14 protein-coding genes are annotated in these 17,031 nt (G+C 72.0%); 5 read left to right on the top strand and 9 right to left on the bottom strand.

Translation table 11 applies throughout. The features are described 5' to 3' along the window. Positions 1 to 43: 43 nt before the first annotated feature. From ACFV9H_RS22775 to ACFV9H_RS22785, 3 genes are read right to left on the bottom strand one after another with little or no spacing between them, the layout of a single operon-like run. Entirely contained in the window at positions 44 to 1,003 is a 960-nt protein-coding gene (locus ACFV9H_RS22775) for an anti-sigma factor RsbA family regulatory protein (protein WP_385401113.1), read from the bottom strand. Beyond that, entirely contained in the window at positions 1,000 to 1,428 is a 429-nt protein-coding gene (locus ACFV9H_RS22780) for an STAS domain-containing protein (protein WP_385401115.1), read from the bottom strand. Before ACFV9H_RS22780 ends, ACFV9H_RS22775 begins: the two co-directional genes overlap by 4 nt. 9 nt (positions 1,429 to 1,437) lie before the next feature. Continuing rightward, the gene (locus ACFV9H_RS22785) at positions 1,438 to 2,379 is read right to left on the bottom strand and encodes a SigB/SigF/SigG family RNA polymerase sigma factor (RefSeq protein WP_385401117.1); all 942 of its coding nucleotides are present in this window, start codon (positions 2,377 to 2,379) and stop codon (positions 1,438 to 1,440) included. Between the two features lie 225 nt (positions 2,380 to 2,604). Here ACFV9H_RS22785 and ACFV9H_RS22790 point away from each other — a divergent pair, with 225 nt between their 5' ends. Further along, complete coding sequence (locus ACFV9H_RS22790; RefSeq protein WP_385401118.1) at positions 2,605 to 2,952, top strand: STAS domain-containing protein; 348 nt, start codon at positions 2,605 to 2,607, stop codon at positions 2,950 to 2,952. On the opposite strand, the gene ACFV9H_RS22795 is transcribed toward ACFV9H_RS22790, so the two are convergent. Next, entirely contained in the window at positions 2,947 to 3,405 is a 459-nt protein-coding gene (locus ACFV9H_RS22795) for an ATP-binding protein (protein WP_385401121.1), read from the bottom strand. The genes ACFV9H_RS22790 and ACFV9H_RS22795 overlap by 6 nt on opposite strands. Before the next feature lie 190 nt (positions 3,406 to 3,595). Between ACFV9H_RS22795 and ACFV9H_RS22800 the strand changes: the two genes are divergently transcribed. The 3 genes from ACFV9H_RS22800 to ACFV9H_RS22810 all read left to right on the top strand — a co-directional run bounded on the left by ACFV9H_RS22800 (position 3,596) and on the right by ACFV9H_RS22810 (position 10,493). After that, positions 3,596 to 7,336 carry a HAMP domain-containing protein gene (locus tag ACFV9H_RS22800; RefSeq protein WP_385401123.1) on the top strand — a complete coding sequence of 1,247 codons (3,741 nt, stop codon included), beginning with the start codon at positions 3,596 to 3,598 and terminating at the stop codon, positions 7,334 to 7,336. Positions 7,337 to 7,427: 91 nt separating this feature from the next. Beyond that, a complete protein-coding gene (locus ACFV9H_RS22805) occupies positions 7,428 to 9,860 on the top strand; it encodes a SpoIIE family protein phosphatase (RefSeq protein WP_385401126.1) in 2,433 nt (810 codons plus the stop codon). A gap of 201 nt (positions 9,861 to 10,061) precedes the next feature. Next, positions 10,062 to 10,493 carry an SsgA family sporulation/cell division regulator gene (locus tag ACFV9H_RS22810; RefSeq protein WP_385401129.1) on the top strand — a complete coding sequence of 144 codons (432 nt, stop codon included), beginning with the start codon at positions 10,062 to 10,064 and terminating at the stop codon, positions 10,491 to 10,493. A 31-nt stretch (positions 10,494 to 10,524) separates the two neighbouring features. Here the strand turns inward: ACFV9H_RS22810 and ACFV9H_RS22815 are convergent, their stop codons facing one another. Then, the gene (locus tag ACFV9H_RS22815) at positions 10,525 to 10,803 is read right to left on the bottom strand and encodes a DUF6296 family protein (RefSeq protein WP_385401132.1); all 279 of its coding nucleotides are present in this window, start codon (positions 10,801 to 10,803) and stop codon (positions 10,525 to 10,527) included. 654 nt (positions 10,804 to 11,457) lie between these two features. Between ACFV9H_RS22815 and ACFV9H_RS22820 the strand changes: the two genes are divergently transcribed. Next, positions 11,458 to 11,847, top strand: coding sequence for a hypothetical protein (locus tag ACFV9H_RS22820; RefSeq protein ID WP_385401135.1), 390 nt, complete (start codon positions 11,458 to 11,460; stop codon positions 11,845 to 11,847). A gap of 20 nt (positions 11,848 to 11,867) precedes the next feature. Here the strand turns inward: ACFV9H_RS22820 and ACFV9H_RS22825 are convergent, their stop codons facing one another. The 4 genes from ACFV9H_RS22825 to ACFV9H_RS22840 all read right to left on the bottom strand — a co-directional run bounded on the left by ACFV9H_RS22825 (position 11,868) and on the right by ACFV9H_RS22840 (position 16,884). Then, a complete protein-coding gene (locus ACFV9H_RS22825) occupies positions 11,868 to 13,430 on the bottom strand; it encodes a mucoidy inhibitor MuiA family protein (protein WP_385401137.1) in 1,563 nt (520 codons plus the stop codon). A gap of 8 nt (positions 13,431 to 13,438) precedes the next feature. Beyond that, positions 13,439 to 15,475, bottom strand: coding sequence for a DUF4139 domain-containing protein (locus tag ACFV9H_RS22830; protein ID WP_385401140.1), 2,037 nt, complete (start codon positions 15,473 to 15,475; stop codon positions 13,439 to 13,441). 74 nt (positions 15,476 to 15,549) lie between these two features. Further along, positions 15,550 to 16,359, bottom strand: coding sequence for a crotonase/enoyl-CoA hydratase family protein (locus ACFV9H_RS22835; RefSeq protein ID WP_385401143.1), 810 nt, complete (start codon positions 16,357 to 16,359; stop codon positions 15,550 to 15,552). A 75-nt stretch (positions 16,360 to 16,434) separates the two neighbouring features. After that, positions 16,435 to 16,884 (bottom strand): SRPBCC family protein, encoded by a 450-nt coding sequence (locus tag ACFV9H_RS22840; protein ID WP_385401146.1) that lies wholly within the window; start codon positions 16,882 to 16,884, stop codon positions 16,435 to 16,437. Positions 16,885 to 17,031: the final 147 nt, after the last annotated feature.

Consider the following 17,031-nt stretch of genomic DNA (forward strand, 5'->3'; position numbering starts at 1 on the left):
AGGACACCAGAGCAAGTCCGTGCAGTCTAGGCGACCGACGCTCTCACGGGGCTGTCATGTGCAGCCTTAGCGTGAGGCCGTCGGCCGAGGCGCGGATCTCCACCATGTCGCACAGCTGATGGATCATCCACAGGCCGCGACCTCCATGGGGTGACGCCAGCGAGGGGCGGCGGCGCCCCGCCAGCGGATCGGCCAGATGGCCGCCGTCGCGGATCTCGGCCACGACCCCGGAGCCGGCGGAGTTCCACGCGCTCCACAGTCGCAGTGTGCCCTTCCCGTCCCCGTGGGAGAGGGAGTTGGCGGCGGCCTCGCTGACCGCGAGGACGAGATCGCCCCGCCGCGCCGCGCTCAGGGCCGTGCCGCGGGCCCAGGCCTCGGCGTACGCGCGCACCTCGCCCAGCTGTCCGTGGGCGTACTCGAGCCGGGGAACGGCCCCGTCGGGTTCCGGCAGGGGGTGATCGCAGTCGGCGCAGACCGCCGAGGCATCGGCGTAGTCCGGGCTGAGCAGGTCCTCGCCCTTCTCGATCAGCGTGGGGTGGGTGCGCCGGGCATCGGACACCACCGCGGCCGGCAGGCCCTGGACGTCGTACGGGCACAGGATGGTGGCCCGCCGCCCCGCGAAAGCGGTGTTGATGAGGGCTTCGTGGCGCGTGGCTTCCAATACCTCGGCCCGCGAGCGGCCGGGCCAGATCGGCTCGCCCACGATCCGGGCGGACCGGCCTGCGTGTCGGTCCGCGAAATCCTGCAAGGCGGCCAGGATGCGGCCGGGATTGCGGCCCAATCGCGTCATGTCCGTCCACGTGACCTCGGCCGCGCCCACGTCGAGGCTTTCGCGCAGGGCGTCCAGTCGCGCACCGGGCACGGCCACGAGCACCGGCTCGTCGGCCGCGAGTGCGGTACGTACGAACCCGCCGACGCCTGCCAGGTATTCCGCCTGACCCTCGTAGAAGAGGGCAGGGTGGACGAAGGCTCCGGAGGTCGTGGACGCAGGAAGGTTGATCATGCTGCGACCTCCAGCGCGGCACATTCGTCCGGGAACATCTCCACTACCTTGCGGAGCGAGTAGGGCGGGTGGTGGAGCAGCAGGCGACGCCCCTGCCCGGAAACGGTGGCCGTGGCCTGCACCAGGGCGGCGACCGCCGCCGTGTCGAGGAAGGCCACGGCGGAGAGATCGAGGTGGACGACCCGGCCGGGGATCCGGGTGACGACGCCGAGCGCCGCGCGGAGTATCGGCCGGGTGTCGAGGTCGCAGCTGCCGCTCAGGAGGGCGCCGGGACGGTCGCGCAAAGGCTCGGCGGTCAGCGCCGGAGTCGCCCCCGGCCCCGTGTTCGCGCACCGCACGACCGCGTCCGCCCAGACGACGTCGTCGTAGAGCGCCGGTGCGCCTTTGGGCGGGACGGACCCGTCGTGTCGGTGAGGCGATGGCATGGCAGCCGCCTACTCCGAGAGCATTCCGGCACGCAGCCGGGTCAGGGTCCGGGACAGCAGACGCGAGACCTGCATCTGCGAGATGCCGAGCTCGGCGCCGATCTGGGCCTGGGTCTTGTCCTGGCCGAAGCGCAAGTGCAGGATCAGCCGGTCGCGTTCGTCCAGCTCTTCCAGCAGGGGCGCGAGGATGTGGAAGTCCTCGAAGAGTTCCATTGCCGGGTCGACCTCACCGAGCCGGTCCGCCGGCAGCCGGGTCGCCCGGCCCGTCGTCGACGGCTCGTCGCTGTCGGCGGCGTCCAGGGAACCGCTCGTGTAGCCGTTCGCGGCGACCAGCCCGTCGATGACCTGCTCCTCCGTCAGTTCGAGGTGCTGGGCGACTTCCTTGACCGTCGGTGCGCGGCCCAGGACGTCGGTCAGGGCCTCTTGGGCCTTGGCGAGCTCGATGCGCAGTTCCTGGAGGCGCCGCGGGACGTGTACGGCCCAGGTGGTGTCGCGGAAGTAGCGCTTGATCTCACCGGTGATGTACGGGAGGGCGAGGGTGGAGAACTCGACCTCGCGCTCGGGATCGTAGCGGTCGATGGCCTTGATGAGGCCGATGGTTCCCACCTGGATGATGTCGTCCATGTCGAGGCCGCCACCGACGGCTCGGGAGCGGAAACGACGCGCGGCGAACTGGACGAGCGAGAGGTTCATCTCGATCAGCGTGTTGCGGGCGTACTGGTACTCGCGGGTGCCCTCTTCCAGGGCGCGAAGGCGCCCGAAGAAGAGCTTCGAAAGCTTGCGTGCGTCGGCGGGCGCCATCTCCCCGGCGTTCTTCACCTCGGGCAGTGCCAGGTCCTGCGCCGGGGCTTGCACCGTGCCCGGCACAGCGGGGGCGGTCTGCACGTCCGTTGCACGAATCTGCACGTCTGTTGCACGAATGGGGCTTACGGCGGTGGCCGAGCGAGACATGGTGGCCGTTCCCTCCCGATTGACTGACGGCTGCTCGGGCGCTCCTGCCCGCTTCCCGCGGTCCTACACGCCCTCGCCGAAGATCGGGCGTTCGGCCTCCGGCGGACAGGGGCGTCGGCCACCTCCGCCCGTGTACCGCGACCTGGGGGCGGCCCCGTCCGGTCGATGAGCAGGCATACTCCCTTGCGGAGGCCGTACAGGTGACGATCCGGGGAGGCGCGGGACATGACCGGAGCTAGGGACACGAACGGTGAAGGCGTGATCAAGGACAGCTACCTGGCGGGTGCCGGGTGGGTGGTGGCCGCGCACGGCGAGCTCGACCAGGACACGCTGGGCCCGCTGGAGGAAGCGCTCGCCTCTGCCGCGGATCAGCACCGGCTGGTGGTGCTGGACGCCGGTTCCGTCACCTTCGGAGACTCGTCGTTCCTGAACCTGCTGCTGCGGGTGCACCATCTCACCACCCTGCGCATCGCCGCTCCGGGAGATCAGCTCCGCCGCCTCTTCGCCCTGACGGGCGCCGATACGGTTCTCTCCCTGCACCCGAACGTCGAGGACGCCGTCCGCGCGTCATGACGGGCGGGCACCGCCCCGGTCGGGAGGTCGGCCGGGGCGGGGAGGGGGTCCGCCCCGGGGGCGGAAGCACGCGGTGATCGCCTTGCCGCCGTGGAACGAGTGGACGTCCCAGGAGTCGGCCAGGGTGGCGACGATTCCCAGCCCCCGGCCGCCCGCGGCGCCGGCGTCGGCCGCGCGCGGGATGGGCAGCCCGGGATCGGAGTCTGCGACGCTCACGTGGAGGCAGCTGCCGTCCCACGTCAGCACGAGGTGCGCGGTGCACGCCGCGTGCAGGTGGGTGTTCGTGACGAGCTCGGAGACGCTCAGAAGCACGGAATGCACCGTGTCCGCAGCCGAGTCGTTCCACGGGAGCGACGCCAGGTGCCAGGCGGTCCACTGCCGTGCCGCCCGCACTCCCTTCGAAACCGGAAACGAGCGTGCCCAGCCCACTGCCTTGACCGCCAATGCCCTCACCCCACTTCATCGGTTGTGTCGTTCGTCACCGATTCGTCTACCCGCAGCTTGGGCAAGCACCCGCTGCTCCCGCAGCAGTCCGCGGAAGCGATGCCTCCGAGTGATCGGGTGTGCCTTATGGTCCATTCGGTGGTGCCGGCCTTTACCGACGTGCGCCGGAGCGGTCGATGTCTAGAGTGAGGTGGGCGGGATGGCTGAGCGGACGGACGTGGAGTCACCGAGCGGGTCGGCTGCGCTTCCCTGCCAGGACGGGATCGGCGAATCGGAGCTGCGCCGGCTGCTGGCCGGCCTGACAGCCGTGCGGGACGGGGATTTCCGTACGCGGCTGCCCGAAACGGCGGACGGGCTGCTCGGCGAGATCGCCACGGTCTTCAACGGGATGGCCGACCAGCTGTCGCTGTTCACGTCCGAAGTGACGCGGGTGGCACGCGAAGTGGGCACCGAGGGAACGCTCGGTGGTCAGGCGGACGTCCCGGGCGTCGGGGGCGCGTGGCTGGACCTCACGGATTCGGTCAATTCCATGGCCGGAAACCTCACGGCCCAGGTTCGGTCCATCGCCCAGGTCGCGACGGCCGTGGCCAAGGGAGACCTCTCCCAGAAGATCGACGTCACCGCGCGCGGGGAGATCCTGGAGTTGAAGGAGACCATCAACACGATGGTCGACCAGCTCTCCGGTTTCGCCGGCGAGGTCACCCGGGTCGCCCGGGAGGTCGGCACCGAGGGCAGGCTCGGCGGTCAGGCGGACGTCAAGGGGGTCTCCGGTACCTGGAAGGACCTCACGGAATCGGTCAACGTCATGGCCGACAATCTGACCGCGCAGGTCCGCTCGATCGCGGAGGTCACCACAGCGGTGGCCCAGGGCGACCTGACGCAGAAGATCCGGGTGGACGCGCGCGGGGAGATCCTGGAGTTGAAGGAGACCATCAACACGATGGTCGACCAGCTCTCCGGTTTCGCCGACGAAGTCACCCGGGTCGCCCGCGAAGTCGGCACCGAGGGAAACCTGGGTGGCCAGGCCACGGTCCGCGGCGTGGCGGGCACCTGGAAGGACCTCACCGACAACGTCAACTCCATGGCGAACAACCTCACCGGACAGGTCCGCAACATCGCACTGGTCACGACGGCCGTGGCCAACGGTGATCTGTCGAAGAAGATCGACGTGGATGCCCGTGGCGAGATCCTGGAGTTGAAGACCACCATCAACACGATGGTCGACCAGCTTTCCTCCTTCGCCGCCGAGGTCACGCGCGTCGCCCGCGAGGTGGGCAGCGAAGGCCGACTCGGGGGCCAGGCCGAAGTGGAGGGCGTCTCCGGCACGTGGAAACGTCTGACGGAGAACGTCAACGAACTGGCCGGGAACCTGACCCGCCAGGTCCGGGCCATCGCCGAGGTCGCCAGCGCGGTCGCCGAGGGCGACCTCACCCGCTCGATCACGGTCGACGCCTCCGGCGAGGTCGCCGAACTCAAGGACAACATCAACTCGATGGTCGGATCGCTGCGGGAGACCACCCGCGCCAACCACGAACAGGACTGGCTCAAGACCAATCTGGCCAGCGTCTCGGGCCTGATGCAGGGCCACCGCGACCTCGCCGTCGTCGCCGAACTCATCATGGACGAGCTGACACCGCTGGTCGCCGCCCAGTACGGGGCCTTCTACCTCGCCGAGGACGGCCCCCACGGCACCGTCCTCACCCTGGTCGGCTCCTACGGGCGCCCCGCCGGCGCCGGCGGCATCGGCTTCGCCCTGGGGGAATCCCTGGTCGGGCAGGCCGCGCGCAGTCACCGCGCCATCTTCACCGACCAGGTCCCCGGCGACTACGTCATCTCCTCGGGCCTCGGCCACACCACCCCCGGCAGCCTGATCATCTTGCCGATCGTGGTGGACGACCAGGTCCTCGGAGTGATCGAGCTCGCCTCCTTCGGGACCTTCACCCCCGTCCACCGGGACTTCCTCGGCCAGTTGATGGAAACCATCGGCGTCAACCTCAACACGATCGTCGCCAACGCCCGCACCGACGAGCTCCTCGGCGAGTCCCAGAGACTCACCGGCGAACTGCAGGCCCGCTCGGAGGAACTCCAGGTCCAGCAGGTGGAACTCCAACGCTCCAACGCCGAGTTGGAGGAGAAGGCGGCCCTGCTCGCCAGCCAGAACCGTGACATCGAGGCCAAGAACCTGGAGATCGAACAGGCCCGGCAGGAACTGGAGGACCGCGCCCGGCAGTTGTCGCTGGCCTCCACCTACAAGTCCGAGTTCCTGGCCAACATGAGCCACGAGCTGCGCACACCGCTCAACAGCCTCCTCATCCTCGCCCAGCTGCTCGCCCAGAACCCCGCCCGCAACCTCACCCCGAAGCAGGTCGAGTACGCGGGCGTCATCCACTCGGCGGGCTCGGACCTGCTCCAGCTGATCAACGACATCCTCGACCTGTCGAAGGTCGAGGCCGGAAAGATGGACATCACCCCCGAGCGGGTGCACCTGCCGCAGCTGTTGGAATACGTCGAGGCCACCTTCCGCCCGATGACCACGCAGAAGAGCCTCGACTTCACCGTCACCACCGCCCCCGACGCCCCGGGAGACCTGCACACGGACGACTCGCGGCTGCGGCAGATCCTGCGCAATCTGCTCTCCAACGCGGTCAAGTTCACCGAACGCGGCGGCGTCGAGCTGCGGATCGAACCGGCGACGGGTCCAGAGGTCCCCGCCGGATTCGCCGGCCGCGGGCCCCTGGTGGCCTTCCGGGTACGGGACACCGGCATCGGCATCCCCGAGCAGCAGCTGGAATCCGTCTTCGGCGCCTTCCAGCAGGCCGACGGCACCACCAGCCGCAAGTACGGCGGTACCGGCCTCGGGCTCTCCATCACCCGCGAAATCGCCCAACTCCTCGGCGGCGCCGTCACCGCGGAGAGCACACCGGGGCAGGGCAGCACCTTCACCCTCTACCTGCCGGTCGGCCGCCCGGACCACGAAGAGGCCGCCCGCGCCGACGCTCCGGCGCCCGCCTCGCACGGCGCCGCCGAAACCGAGACCCCCCAAAGGGGCCGTGCGGGTATCGCCCTTCCGCCGCAGCGGGCGGCCCGCCGCCTCCTGGTGATCGAAGAACGACAGGGAGGCCTGCTCTCCCTCGTCGCCGAGAGCGCCGACCGGGACTTCGCTCCCAACCGCCAACCGGCCGGGGACCGCGGGGGCATCCAGGTGGTCAACGCCACGAGCTCACGGGAAGCCGCCGCGGCCCTGGCATCGGCTTCCTTCCACTGCGTCGTCCTCGAACTCGACATGCCCGGCGGCGAAGCCCTGCGCTTCCTCGACGCGCTCGACGGGGACCCGGCGCTCTCCTCCCTACCGGTCCTCGCGCACGACAACTCCCGTCTGAAGACGGGCCAGGAGCAGGCGTTGCGGGAGCGGGCCGCGTCACGCCACCTGGAACTGCTGACGAGTCTCGACGAGCTGCGGGAGCGCATCGTGCTGCACCTTTCCGCAGACCAGCCGGTGGGTGCGAAGGCCCTCGTCCAGGGGAGCGCGGAGCCGCAGCGGACCGCCCACCCGCTCGACGCGGATCTGGCCGGACGTACCGTCCTCGTCGTGGACGACGACGCGCGCAATCTGTACGCCCTCAGCGGCCTACTCGAACTGCATGGTGTTCGCGTGCTCCACGCGGAAGACGGGCGCAAGGGCATCGAGATGCTCACCCACAACGAGGGCATCGACCTGATCCTGATGGACGTGATGATGCCGGAACTGGACGGCTACGCGGCGACCGCGGAAATCCGGCGGATGCCGGCCTACGCCGGTCTGCCGATCATCGCGGTCACCGCCAAGGCGATGCCCGGCGACCGGGAGAAGAGCCTCGCCGCGGGGGCCAGCGACTACGTGACCAAGCCGGTCGACGCCGACGACCTCATCGCCCGCGTCCGGCCCTGGCTCACGAGATGACCGCCGCCCCGTCGGCAGGGTCCGCGCGCCCGCGCCCCACCGGGCCCGGACAGCGGAGCCACCACCGTCCCAGCAAGGAGTCGGCAGCACGGTGAACACGCCCGACGCACAACAGCACGAGGACGCGCGGTACCCGGGAGAGAAGGTCGAGGAGCCCTCCCGAGACGCCCTCCCGCACCGGACTCCGGCCCCTCTCGGGCGCCTGGTCGCCACCGTCGATCGCCTGCGCCGCCAGGTGCGGGAGGCGCACGCGGCCGCGGACGGCCGGGCCCTGGTCGAACTGGCCAAGGGCATCCTGATCGGACAGCTGAGCTGCACTCCCGCCGCGGCGGCACGGCAGCTCGACGAGCTGTGCCGCGAGACCGGGATGTCCCCGCTCGAACTCGCCGCCGACATCGTCAACCAGGCTGCACGCGACCACGTCAGCGAGGTGGCCGCCGAGTTCGTCGAGCGCGCCGGCACGCGACAGCCGTCCCAGCCGTCCGCACGGGCGACCACGATGGCGGTACGGCTGCGCACCGCCGAGAGCGGTGTGCTGGCCGCCGCCGCCGACACCCAGGCGGTGGCCGAGTCACTCCTGACGAACGCACTGGGGCCGCTGGGAGCGGTTGCCGTCGCCGTGTGGGCCGCGGCGCCCGACGGCTCCCTGGCCCTCGCGGGCCACGCCGGATTCCCGCCGGGGGAGGCCGCGCGCTGGCGCCACGTCCCCCCGGGCGTCTCCACCGTCGCCCGCCTCGCGCTGCGGGACCGGCGGCTGGTCGGCCTCGCCCGCCTGGGGCGCGCCGGACTTCCCTCGATCGGCCACCTCCACTGGCCCGACGGCGGACGGATGGCCGCACCGGCCGGGACCGGCGGACGGATACACGGCGTCCTCGAAATCTGCTGGCCGCAGCCCCTCGCCCCCCAGTCCCAGCAGATCGAGCGCCAGGTCGAGGCCATCGCGGAGCTGTGCGCCCGCACGATGGACATCTCGCCCCCGTGCGACCCGGCTGCTCCCGAGGCGGTGCCCCCGGACGTCTCGGAGCTGATCGACCTGGCCGAGGGACTCCACGACCCCGCCGTGGTGCTCACCCCGGTACCCGATCCCGAAGGCCGGCTGACCGACTTCCGCATCCGCCACGTCAGCAGCCGGTTCGTCGACCCCGTGGGGCGGCCGCGCGGCGAAGTGAACGGAGCGCTGCTGCTGGAGGCCTATCCCATGGCCGCCGGCGAGAGCGGACTGTTCGACATCATCGAACGCGTGCACGCGACGGGCGAACCCTTCCGCGCCGAACGCATGAGCCTGACCGCGCTCGTCGACCAGATCCCCCTCACCTCGGTCGCGGACATCAGCGTCAGCCGGCACGGCGCGGCCGTCCTGCTGATCTGGCGCGTCGAGGACGAGACGGCGCGCCTGGCCGACCTCCTCCAGCACGCCCAGCGCCTGGGCCGGATCGGCGGCTTCGAGGAGAACCTCGTCACCGGCGAGGTCACCTGGAACACGCAGCTGTACGCGCTGCACGGACTGCCGGCGACCGCGCCGCCCGTGCCGCTGCGGGAGCTGCCCGGCTACGCCCACTCCGACGACTCCGCCGCCCTGGGGCGTTTCCTGCGCGCGGTGCTGCGCCACCGCCGTCCCGCATCCGTCAACCTCCGCCTCCAGCGGGCCGACGGGATCACCCGCCACATCCGTGTCGTGGCCGAGCCGGTCCTCGACGCCGACCGGCGCCTGTACGCCGTCCGCGGCGCCTACCAGGACATTTCCGCCCAGCACTGGACCGAGGTCGCCCTGGCCGCCACCCGGGACCAACTCGCCCACACCGAGGCCGAGTCCGCGGAACGCAACCGGCTCGCCCTCCAGCTCCAGCACGCCATCATGCCGCCCACGCCGCCGGCCATCGAGGCGCCGGGCCTGCGGGTCGCCGTCCGCTACCGGCCGGCCGAGACCGAGTCGCTGGTCGGCGGCGACTGGTACGACACCGTGGTCCTGCCCTCCGGGCTGATCATGCTGTCCGTGGGCGACGTCGCCGGACACGGCATCGAGGCCGCCACCGGCATGGTCGTCCTCCGGAACGCACTGCGGGGCCTCGCCGTCACGGGAGCCGGGCCGGCTCAGCTGCTGTCCTGGCTCAACACGGTCACCCACCACCTGGCCGAGCACGTAACGGCCACCGCCGTCTGCGGACTCTTCGACCCCGCCACGCGGGTGATGCGCTGGGCGCGCGCCGGCCACCTGCCGCCCGTCCTCGTCCGCGACGGCGAGGCCCGGGTCTTCCCGCTCATCGAGGGCCTGCTCCTCGGCGCCCTCCCCGATGTGGCGTACGTCGAGCGAGAGGTACAGCTCGAACGGGACGACACCCTGCTCATGTTCACGGACGGGCTCGTGGAACGACGCGATTCCTCGGTGCAGGACTCGCTCGGCCACCTGGTCAACGCGGCGGCCGCGGGCGCCGGAGACCTGGACCGGAAGCTGGACCGCCTCCTCGCCGAGAGCCGCTCCGACACGGACGACGACACCTGCGTGATCGGCATCCAGGTCGGCTGACGCCGGCCACACGTCTGCGGGCTCGGAAACGGGGCCGGTGATGCGTGCACCGCCGAAAACCGGGACAGGGGATGGTCGTTTGGGATGGGCACGAGTGAACAGACGCGAGCAAGGGCGCCAGTGCTTTCCCGGTGCCCCTCCGGGCAGAGGACCTCTCTCTGGCCGGCTTGCCGGTCCGCCCTCTCGCAGAAACGAGTCACCATGGCCCTCCGGTCCTCCGTCGCCGAGCACGACCTGACCCGGACGATCGAGATCCATCAACACCGGACGCGGCTGCGGTTCCCTCTCCGGGCCACGTTCCGGTGGCGCCCCGACGCCCCCCTGGACGTCGAGGTCACCTTCCACGCGCGGGCGGGCCGGTCCGACGTGACCTGGGTGCTCGGCCGAGACCTCCTCGCCCGGGGCGTCCGTACGCTGACGGGCGAAGGAGATGTGCGGATCCAGCCCACGGCCGGGCCCGGCCGGGCGGGGCAGGTGCTGCTGCGGCTGGGGAGCAGGCCGCCCGCCCTCTTCACGCTGGACCGGGCCGAGTTGCGGTCCTGGCTGGAGGACACGTGGGAGGTGGTTCCGGCCGGTACCGAGGCGGAGTGCCTGGACTGGGAGTTCTTCGACGGCCTCCTCGGGGACCGCTAGGCCGTGGGCGGGCGTGTTCAGGGTCCGGGCGTCAGGCGACGGCCCGGGCCCGCAGCACGCGGGCGGGCTCCTGGCCGCCCCCGGTCGCCAGTACGCGCACCTCGCCCTGCCCGCTGATCTCCGCCCTGACGATGCCGGTGGCGTCCTCGTAGACGGGGTGACCGCCCGGCCCCGCCGCGCTGGTGCGGGTCATGCGGACCACGTCCTCCCCGATTCCGTCCGAGGCCGCGAAGACCACCTCGAAGGCGTCCACCGGACCGGTGTCCCCGTCCGGCGATCGGGGGCCCTCAGGTTCGTGCACCGTGCCCATGGCTGACCTTCCTGCCGTGACGTGCCCTCTGCCGTTCGCATGGCGGTGGCTCTCCCTCCCCTGCCACGCTAAGCCCGGCTCGGCGGCCGCGCAGGCCACACCGCGGCCGTACGGCGGACAGCCCGTGGAGAACGATGTCGCCAGGGCGTCCGCCCGCGCCGGGGAAGCTTTGGCGCGCGGCGCGGCGCGGCCGGCCCGGCCTACCGTACGGCCCGGATCCTGGAGCTGCTCCGGCTGAAAGGCTCGGCGTCGGCTGCGTGCCACGGCAGGTCGGGGGCATGCGCGGGGGAGAGGCTGCCGAAGGGACACCCATGTTCATCACCGCGCTGCTGCTCCTACCCGCTCTCCTGTGCGCCGTCCTCGCCCTCGGCCGGTACGAGGAGTTCATGCTCGGGCCCCGCCCGGACCCCTCCCTGCCGACAGCCGGTCCCGACCGGCCCCCGGAAGCGGCTTCCGCCGCGGCGCGGCCGAGCCGTCACAGGGCCCGTCACCGTCATGCCGCTCGTCCCGGTTCGGCGACGGAGGACCGGGCTCGATAGAGGACCGGCCGACGGGGGCATGTGCGGGGAGCCGTCCCTCGGACCGTCCGCAGTCGGGACGGGAATCGCTGACGGGCTGGTGTCTGGGACCGCGCGGGCTGGGCAGGCGCCACGCATGACCGATTCTGTTGACAAAGCATCCCGCAGCTACTCCGTCACCGTCAGTGGAGAGCGGTTCACCTGTGCGCAGATCTCGGGCCTCGGCCCCCAAGGGGGCCTTGGCCTTCCCGGACAGGAGCTCACGCTCACCCTGGACGACTGCGTACTCACCGATGTTCCCGGGGCGCAGGAGTGGGCCCTCTCGGCGGAGGGCCTGGCCGAGTCCTGCGACGTCACGATCGAGGAAATGGTCCCGGATTCGCCGACCCCGGTCACCACGTGGCACCTCCACGACGCCAAGCCGGACGGCATCGCGGACCACAGCACGACGGCGTCGAACCACGAAACGCGGATAGGGCGGCTCACCGTCCACGCCGCGAAGATCTCCCCCGTCACGCCGCAGTAATGCGAAATCCGGCCGCCCGCTCAGACCCCCGCGACCTTGGCGCTCGCGGTCAGCTCGTAGACGAGGGTGACCGTGCGGCGGCCGCCGGGCGGGAGGGCGACGGCCCAGTGGGCGATCCCCTCGGCGTCGACCCCGTCGGGCACCGGGGAACAGGCCTCCCGGCGCAGGCGCACCTCCACCGCCGAGACCTCGGAGACCGGGATCCGCTCTCGGAGGACCACGACCCGTTCGCCTTGCTCTCCAGGGGCGGAGAACCGGGACACGTGCAGCCGGATCGTGCGGGTGACCACGGTCCGCTGCGTGATCCCGACGGAATCGCGGGACTCCTGGGCGAGCCGGACCACGCGATGGTCGTCGCGGCTGCCGAAGGCGAGTTCGACGGGGGCGCCGGGAGCGGTGAAGTCCAGCGTGCCGCGGCCGCTGAATCCGCCGCCGCGCACCAGGTCGACGGGCCCGGCGAGCAGCGCATGGCCGGACCGGTTGTCGAACCGCACCACCTGTGTAACCAGCGTCGACAGCTCGGGTGAGCAGGCGTATTCGCCGGCCGCGGGCGCGGTGAAGACGGAGAGGGACACCCGGTGGGCGCGACCGTCCGCGGGCACCGAGACCGGCCCGGGGCAGCTCAACACGCGGGCTTCGCCGCCGTCGTCCACCCCCGGCAGGCCGAGCACGGGGGCCGGGCCGAGCTGCCCGATCTCCTCCTCGCGCAGCTCGACGTCGACCGTGCGGCGCTCCGCGGTGGTGCGGTCCTGGAGCGTCAGGCGGTCTTCGGTCAGCCGCGGTGGGTCCGTGGCCGCCGCAGACCGGGCCGTCGACAGCGTCAGCCGTACGTCCGACCAGTCCTCGCCGGTGCGCTGCCAGAGCATTGCATCGGTCTCCAACATCAGGGAATCCCCGGCGAGTTCGGCCCGGTAGGCCGGCCGCCACAGAGCACACGGTGTGAGGTGGGTCAGCCGCAGCCCGACGGGCCCGGCCGCCGACGCCTGCACGGTCAGCTCGATGTGGCCGACCAACTCGGCCGGCTCCTCCTCGGCGAGGGCCATGGCCCGCCGGACCTCACCGAGTTCGGCGTCGAGTGTGGCCAGCCGGGCCTCCACGGTGCGCAGTTGCTCGGCGTGAGTGTCGCGCTCGGCGTCCAGCCGGTCCAGTTCGCGGGTCCAGCGGGCCCCGTCCGTCTCCCCGCGGCCCGCCCCCTCGCCGATCTCGCGGAGGAGATCGGCGGTCAGGCGGCCGAGCAGGTCGAGGCGGGTGTGCAGCCGGTCGCCGTGTTGTCGCAGGGAAGTCCGATCCTCTTCGAGGGTGTGCACGCGTCGGCGCAGGGCGGAGTCGTCCTCGGCGGACGGCAGCGGCCCGCGGGGCACCCAGGTGCGGACGATCCGTACGTCGAGCACGGTTGCGGGGTGATCGGCGGTCAGCTCGGCGTGGAGGGTACGGTCGACCGCCAGCGCGGTGACCGGACCGAGACGCAGGCGCTGGACCCCGGCCTCGAGTTGGAGCACGACGGCCCGCTCGATGTGCGCGCGGTCCTCCATGCAGGTGACGGCTGTGACGGGGAGGGCGATCGGCTGCGGGGCCGTGGACATGACGGTGTTCAGCTCCTGCGGTTGCCGCCGGCCAGCCCCTTGGCTGCCGGGAAGCGGATCTCGTAGCGTCCGTCGAGGCCGGCGGTGCCGCCCACGGGCAGGTCAACCCGCCAAAGGCGGGTGCCCGGCGCGTGGCGTTCGGGCTCCACGCCTTCCTCGGGCGCCGTCCAGTCGGCCCGTTCCTCGATCCGGACGTCCGCTTCGGAGGTGACCGGCACCCGCTCGCGGACCTCGACCGTGACGGGGCGCGCGAGCTGGTTGGCCAGCTCCACGTGGACGCGGTGGTCGAGAACGGTGATGTTGTACCGCAGCCCCGAGGTCGACTCGTGCAGGTTCGTGCGGCGGGTGACCCGAATGCCCTCGGCCGGCCCGAGCCCGACCCGGCAGACACCGCCGGGAGCGAGCGTGGGCAGTGCGGTTGTCAGCAGGAAGTCGTCGTCGACGATGACCTCCACCGGACCGGCCAGCAGTGCCTGGTCGGTCGCGTTGGAGAGCACCAGCGTCGCGTACACGGTCTGTTCGACGGACGGCACACAGAGGTACTCGGTGCGCAAGCCCACTGGCACTTCACCGACGGTGACGGTGTGCCAGGTGCCGTCCGCCGGAATGTCGGCGCGGGCGGCGGCGTCGAAACGGTGGTCGAAGGACCCCGCCGACTCGCGCGGTCGCACGGCGTGTCCGGGCAGCGGCAGCGCGGCCACCGCTTCGGCGCGGCGCCGGCACTCGGCCGCCACCGGGTCGAAGGGGGAGTCGGGAAACAGCCTCCCTCTACGAGGTCCCTGCTCGTCGGGGCCGCACAAGACCAGTGAGGCGTAGTCGAGTTCGGCTCCACTCGGCTGCGGCGGACCGACGTCCAGTGCCGGTGCCGGTGCTGGTGCCGATGCCGGCGCCGAGGGCGGTGCGGCCCGACCGGGAGCCGCTGGTGCCATGGGTGCGGGGGCTCCCGCGAAGGATCCGCTGCGGGCTGACGGGCGGGCAGGCTGCGCCCGATCCGGCATCCCGCCGCCGGGCGCCGGGGGCACGGAGGGCGGCGCACCGTAGCTCTGCGGTGCTGGTGCTGGTGGCGGTGGCGGTGGCGGTGGCGGTGGCGGCGGAACGGGACGGGGCGCGCCGCCGGCGGCGTCGTACCCGGCGAACAGGTCGGCGAGCCCTGTCGGCGGCTCGCGCCATCCGGCAGGCGCGGGGGCGGGCTGCCGGCGCCCGATCCGCATCGAGCGGAGCCTCGGCAGGTCTGTGCGGCGGCGAAGGTCCGCCGTGGCCAGGGCAATGCGCACGCCGGTCCAGTCTTCGCCGGTGCGCTGGGCGACCGAGGCGCGCAGCACCAGCCGGGCGATGCCGTCGCCCTGACGGTGGGTGAGACGGTAGCCCGGGACCCAAACGGCGCCCGGCACCCCGTACTCGACCTCCACCTCCACCTCGGCTTCCGTCTCCGCGCCCGTGTCACCGCTCGAGTCGAGGGTCAGGACCGCGCACGCCGTGGTCTCCACATGCGCAGACGGGGCGTCCGTGGAGGCACGGGCGAGCCTGTCCGCGGCGACGGCGAGCTCGTGGCCTGCGCGCAGCAGTGCGTCCTCCAGCTCGACGAGGCGGGTCTGCAGTCCCGACAGCCGCTCGTCGACGAAGTCGGCGAGTTCGAGCCAGGCGTCGACCGGGGTACGGCGGTGCACGTCCTCGCGCCTGCGCGGCGCCACCGGACGCAGCCCCCTGACCTCCTCGATCAGGCCCAGTTGCCGGTCCCGGTGGCCCTGAGCCGCCGCGTACTCGTCGCGCAGCCGCTCGACCTCGCGCCGCAACCCATGGGGTGCGGCGGCGTCGAGCGGCTCGGCTTCGATCTCCAGCCGGGCTTCGGTGACGCGTACCCCGGGGGCGCGCAGGACCTTGGCCCGCAGCGAGGCCGGGTCGAGCGAGCGGGGCAGACCCGTCACCCGCACCCGACCGTCCGGTGGAACGCTGCCCCGCGCCAGGCGGCGGCATACCGCGCCCTGCGAGTACACCACGACCGAATCGAGGGTCGACCCCCACCTGTGTGCCGTCTCAGCCGTCATGCGCACTACCCCCCACCGCGTCCGTGCTGAGCGCAGCCTACGCCCCGCACTTGAGCCGGAGGGGGCCGGGCGACTCAGTCGGCGAACGAACCGTGTCGTCCCGCCCCGGACGTGAACCGCGCGGCGCCCGAGAGGGTCTCGCCGGCGGACAGCGGCACCATGCCGTGCCGCAGCTCGTCCGCCAGCGCCTCGGACTCGGCCAGTCCGTGTTGCTCCCGTACGGACAGCCGGTCGTGGCGCAGGCACAGCTGTGGGAACGCGGCGATGTCCCGCGCGAGTTGCTCCGCCGCCTGCCGGGCCTGCCCCGGCGGTACGAGGCGGTTGGCCAGCCCGATGGCGTACGCCTCGGCGGCGGGGACCGGCCGGCCGGTGAGGATCAGGTCCATGGCGCGGCTTTCGCCGATCAGCCGCGGCAGCCGGACCGTGCCGCCGTCGATCAACGGCACCCCCCACCGGCGGCAGAACACCCCGAGGACCGCGTCCTCCTCGACCACGCGCAGATCGCACCACAAGGCGAGCTCCAGCCCGCCGGCCACGGCATGACCGGAGACCGCCGCGATGACGGGCTTGGTCAGATTCAGCCGTGTCGGCCCCATCGGGCCGTCGCCGTCGCGCTCCACGCGGTTCCCGCGTTCGGTGCCGACCGCCTTGAGGTCGGCGCCCGCGCAGAACGTCCCGCCCTCGCCCCACAGCACGGCGACCGAGGCGTCCTCGTCCGCCTCGAACGAGCGGAAAGCGTCGGCCATTTGACGGGCCATCGGCCCGTCCACGGCGTTACGGGCGGCGGCCCGGGACAACACCACCGTCGTCACGGGCCCGTCACGCTCGACGCGGACGGCGCGCACGGCGTCCTGCTCCGCAGGTGTCGCCGGGGTTTGGGTCATGGCGCCATTCTCACGTGGCCGCGCCCAGGCGGCCAGCCCGCCGTGCGCGTGTCCCGGCCGCAGGGGCTCAGCGCGTCAGACCTCGCCCCGCCAGCCGCCCGTCTCGATGCCGCGCGCCTCGATGAACAGTTTGAACCGCTCCAGATCCCCGGCGACCTGGCGCCTCACGAAACCGAGCTTGTCGGCGGCGGTCTCGGCCAGTCCCGCGGGAATCCAGTTCAAGTGCAGGACGACCTTGGTGGTGGTGGCATCGATCGGCTGGAAGGTGACCAGCCCGGCCTGGCGCGCCTCGCCGTCCACCGTCACCCACGCCACGCGCTGGTCCGGGAGCTGTTCGGTGATCTGGGCGTCGAACTCACGCTGTACACCGTTCACGTTCGTCACCCAGTGGGTGAGTGTGTCCGTGCGCTGGTCGATGCGTTCGACCCCTTCCATGAAGGCGGGGAACTCCTCGAACTGCGTCCACTGGTTGTAGGCCGTGCGTACGGGAACGTTGACCTCGACGTACTCTTCGACGTGCGACATGCGCAACCCTTCCGTGTCGTCGTCGGCAGCGGGCCGCCGCACCCCACGGTGCCGCCGGTCGTCGCCGCCCTCAGAATCCTTTCAAGGCCCGGCTACCCGCCCCCGGGTGCCACATGCGCCGCGGTACGGCGACGTCAAGGGGATCGA

This window comes from Streptomyces sp. NPDC059874, from assembly GCF_042731135.1.
In the GTDB taxonomy this organism is placed as follows: Bacteria; Actinomycetota; Actinomycetes; order Streptomycetales; family Streptomycetaceae; genus Streptomyces.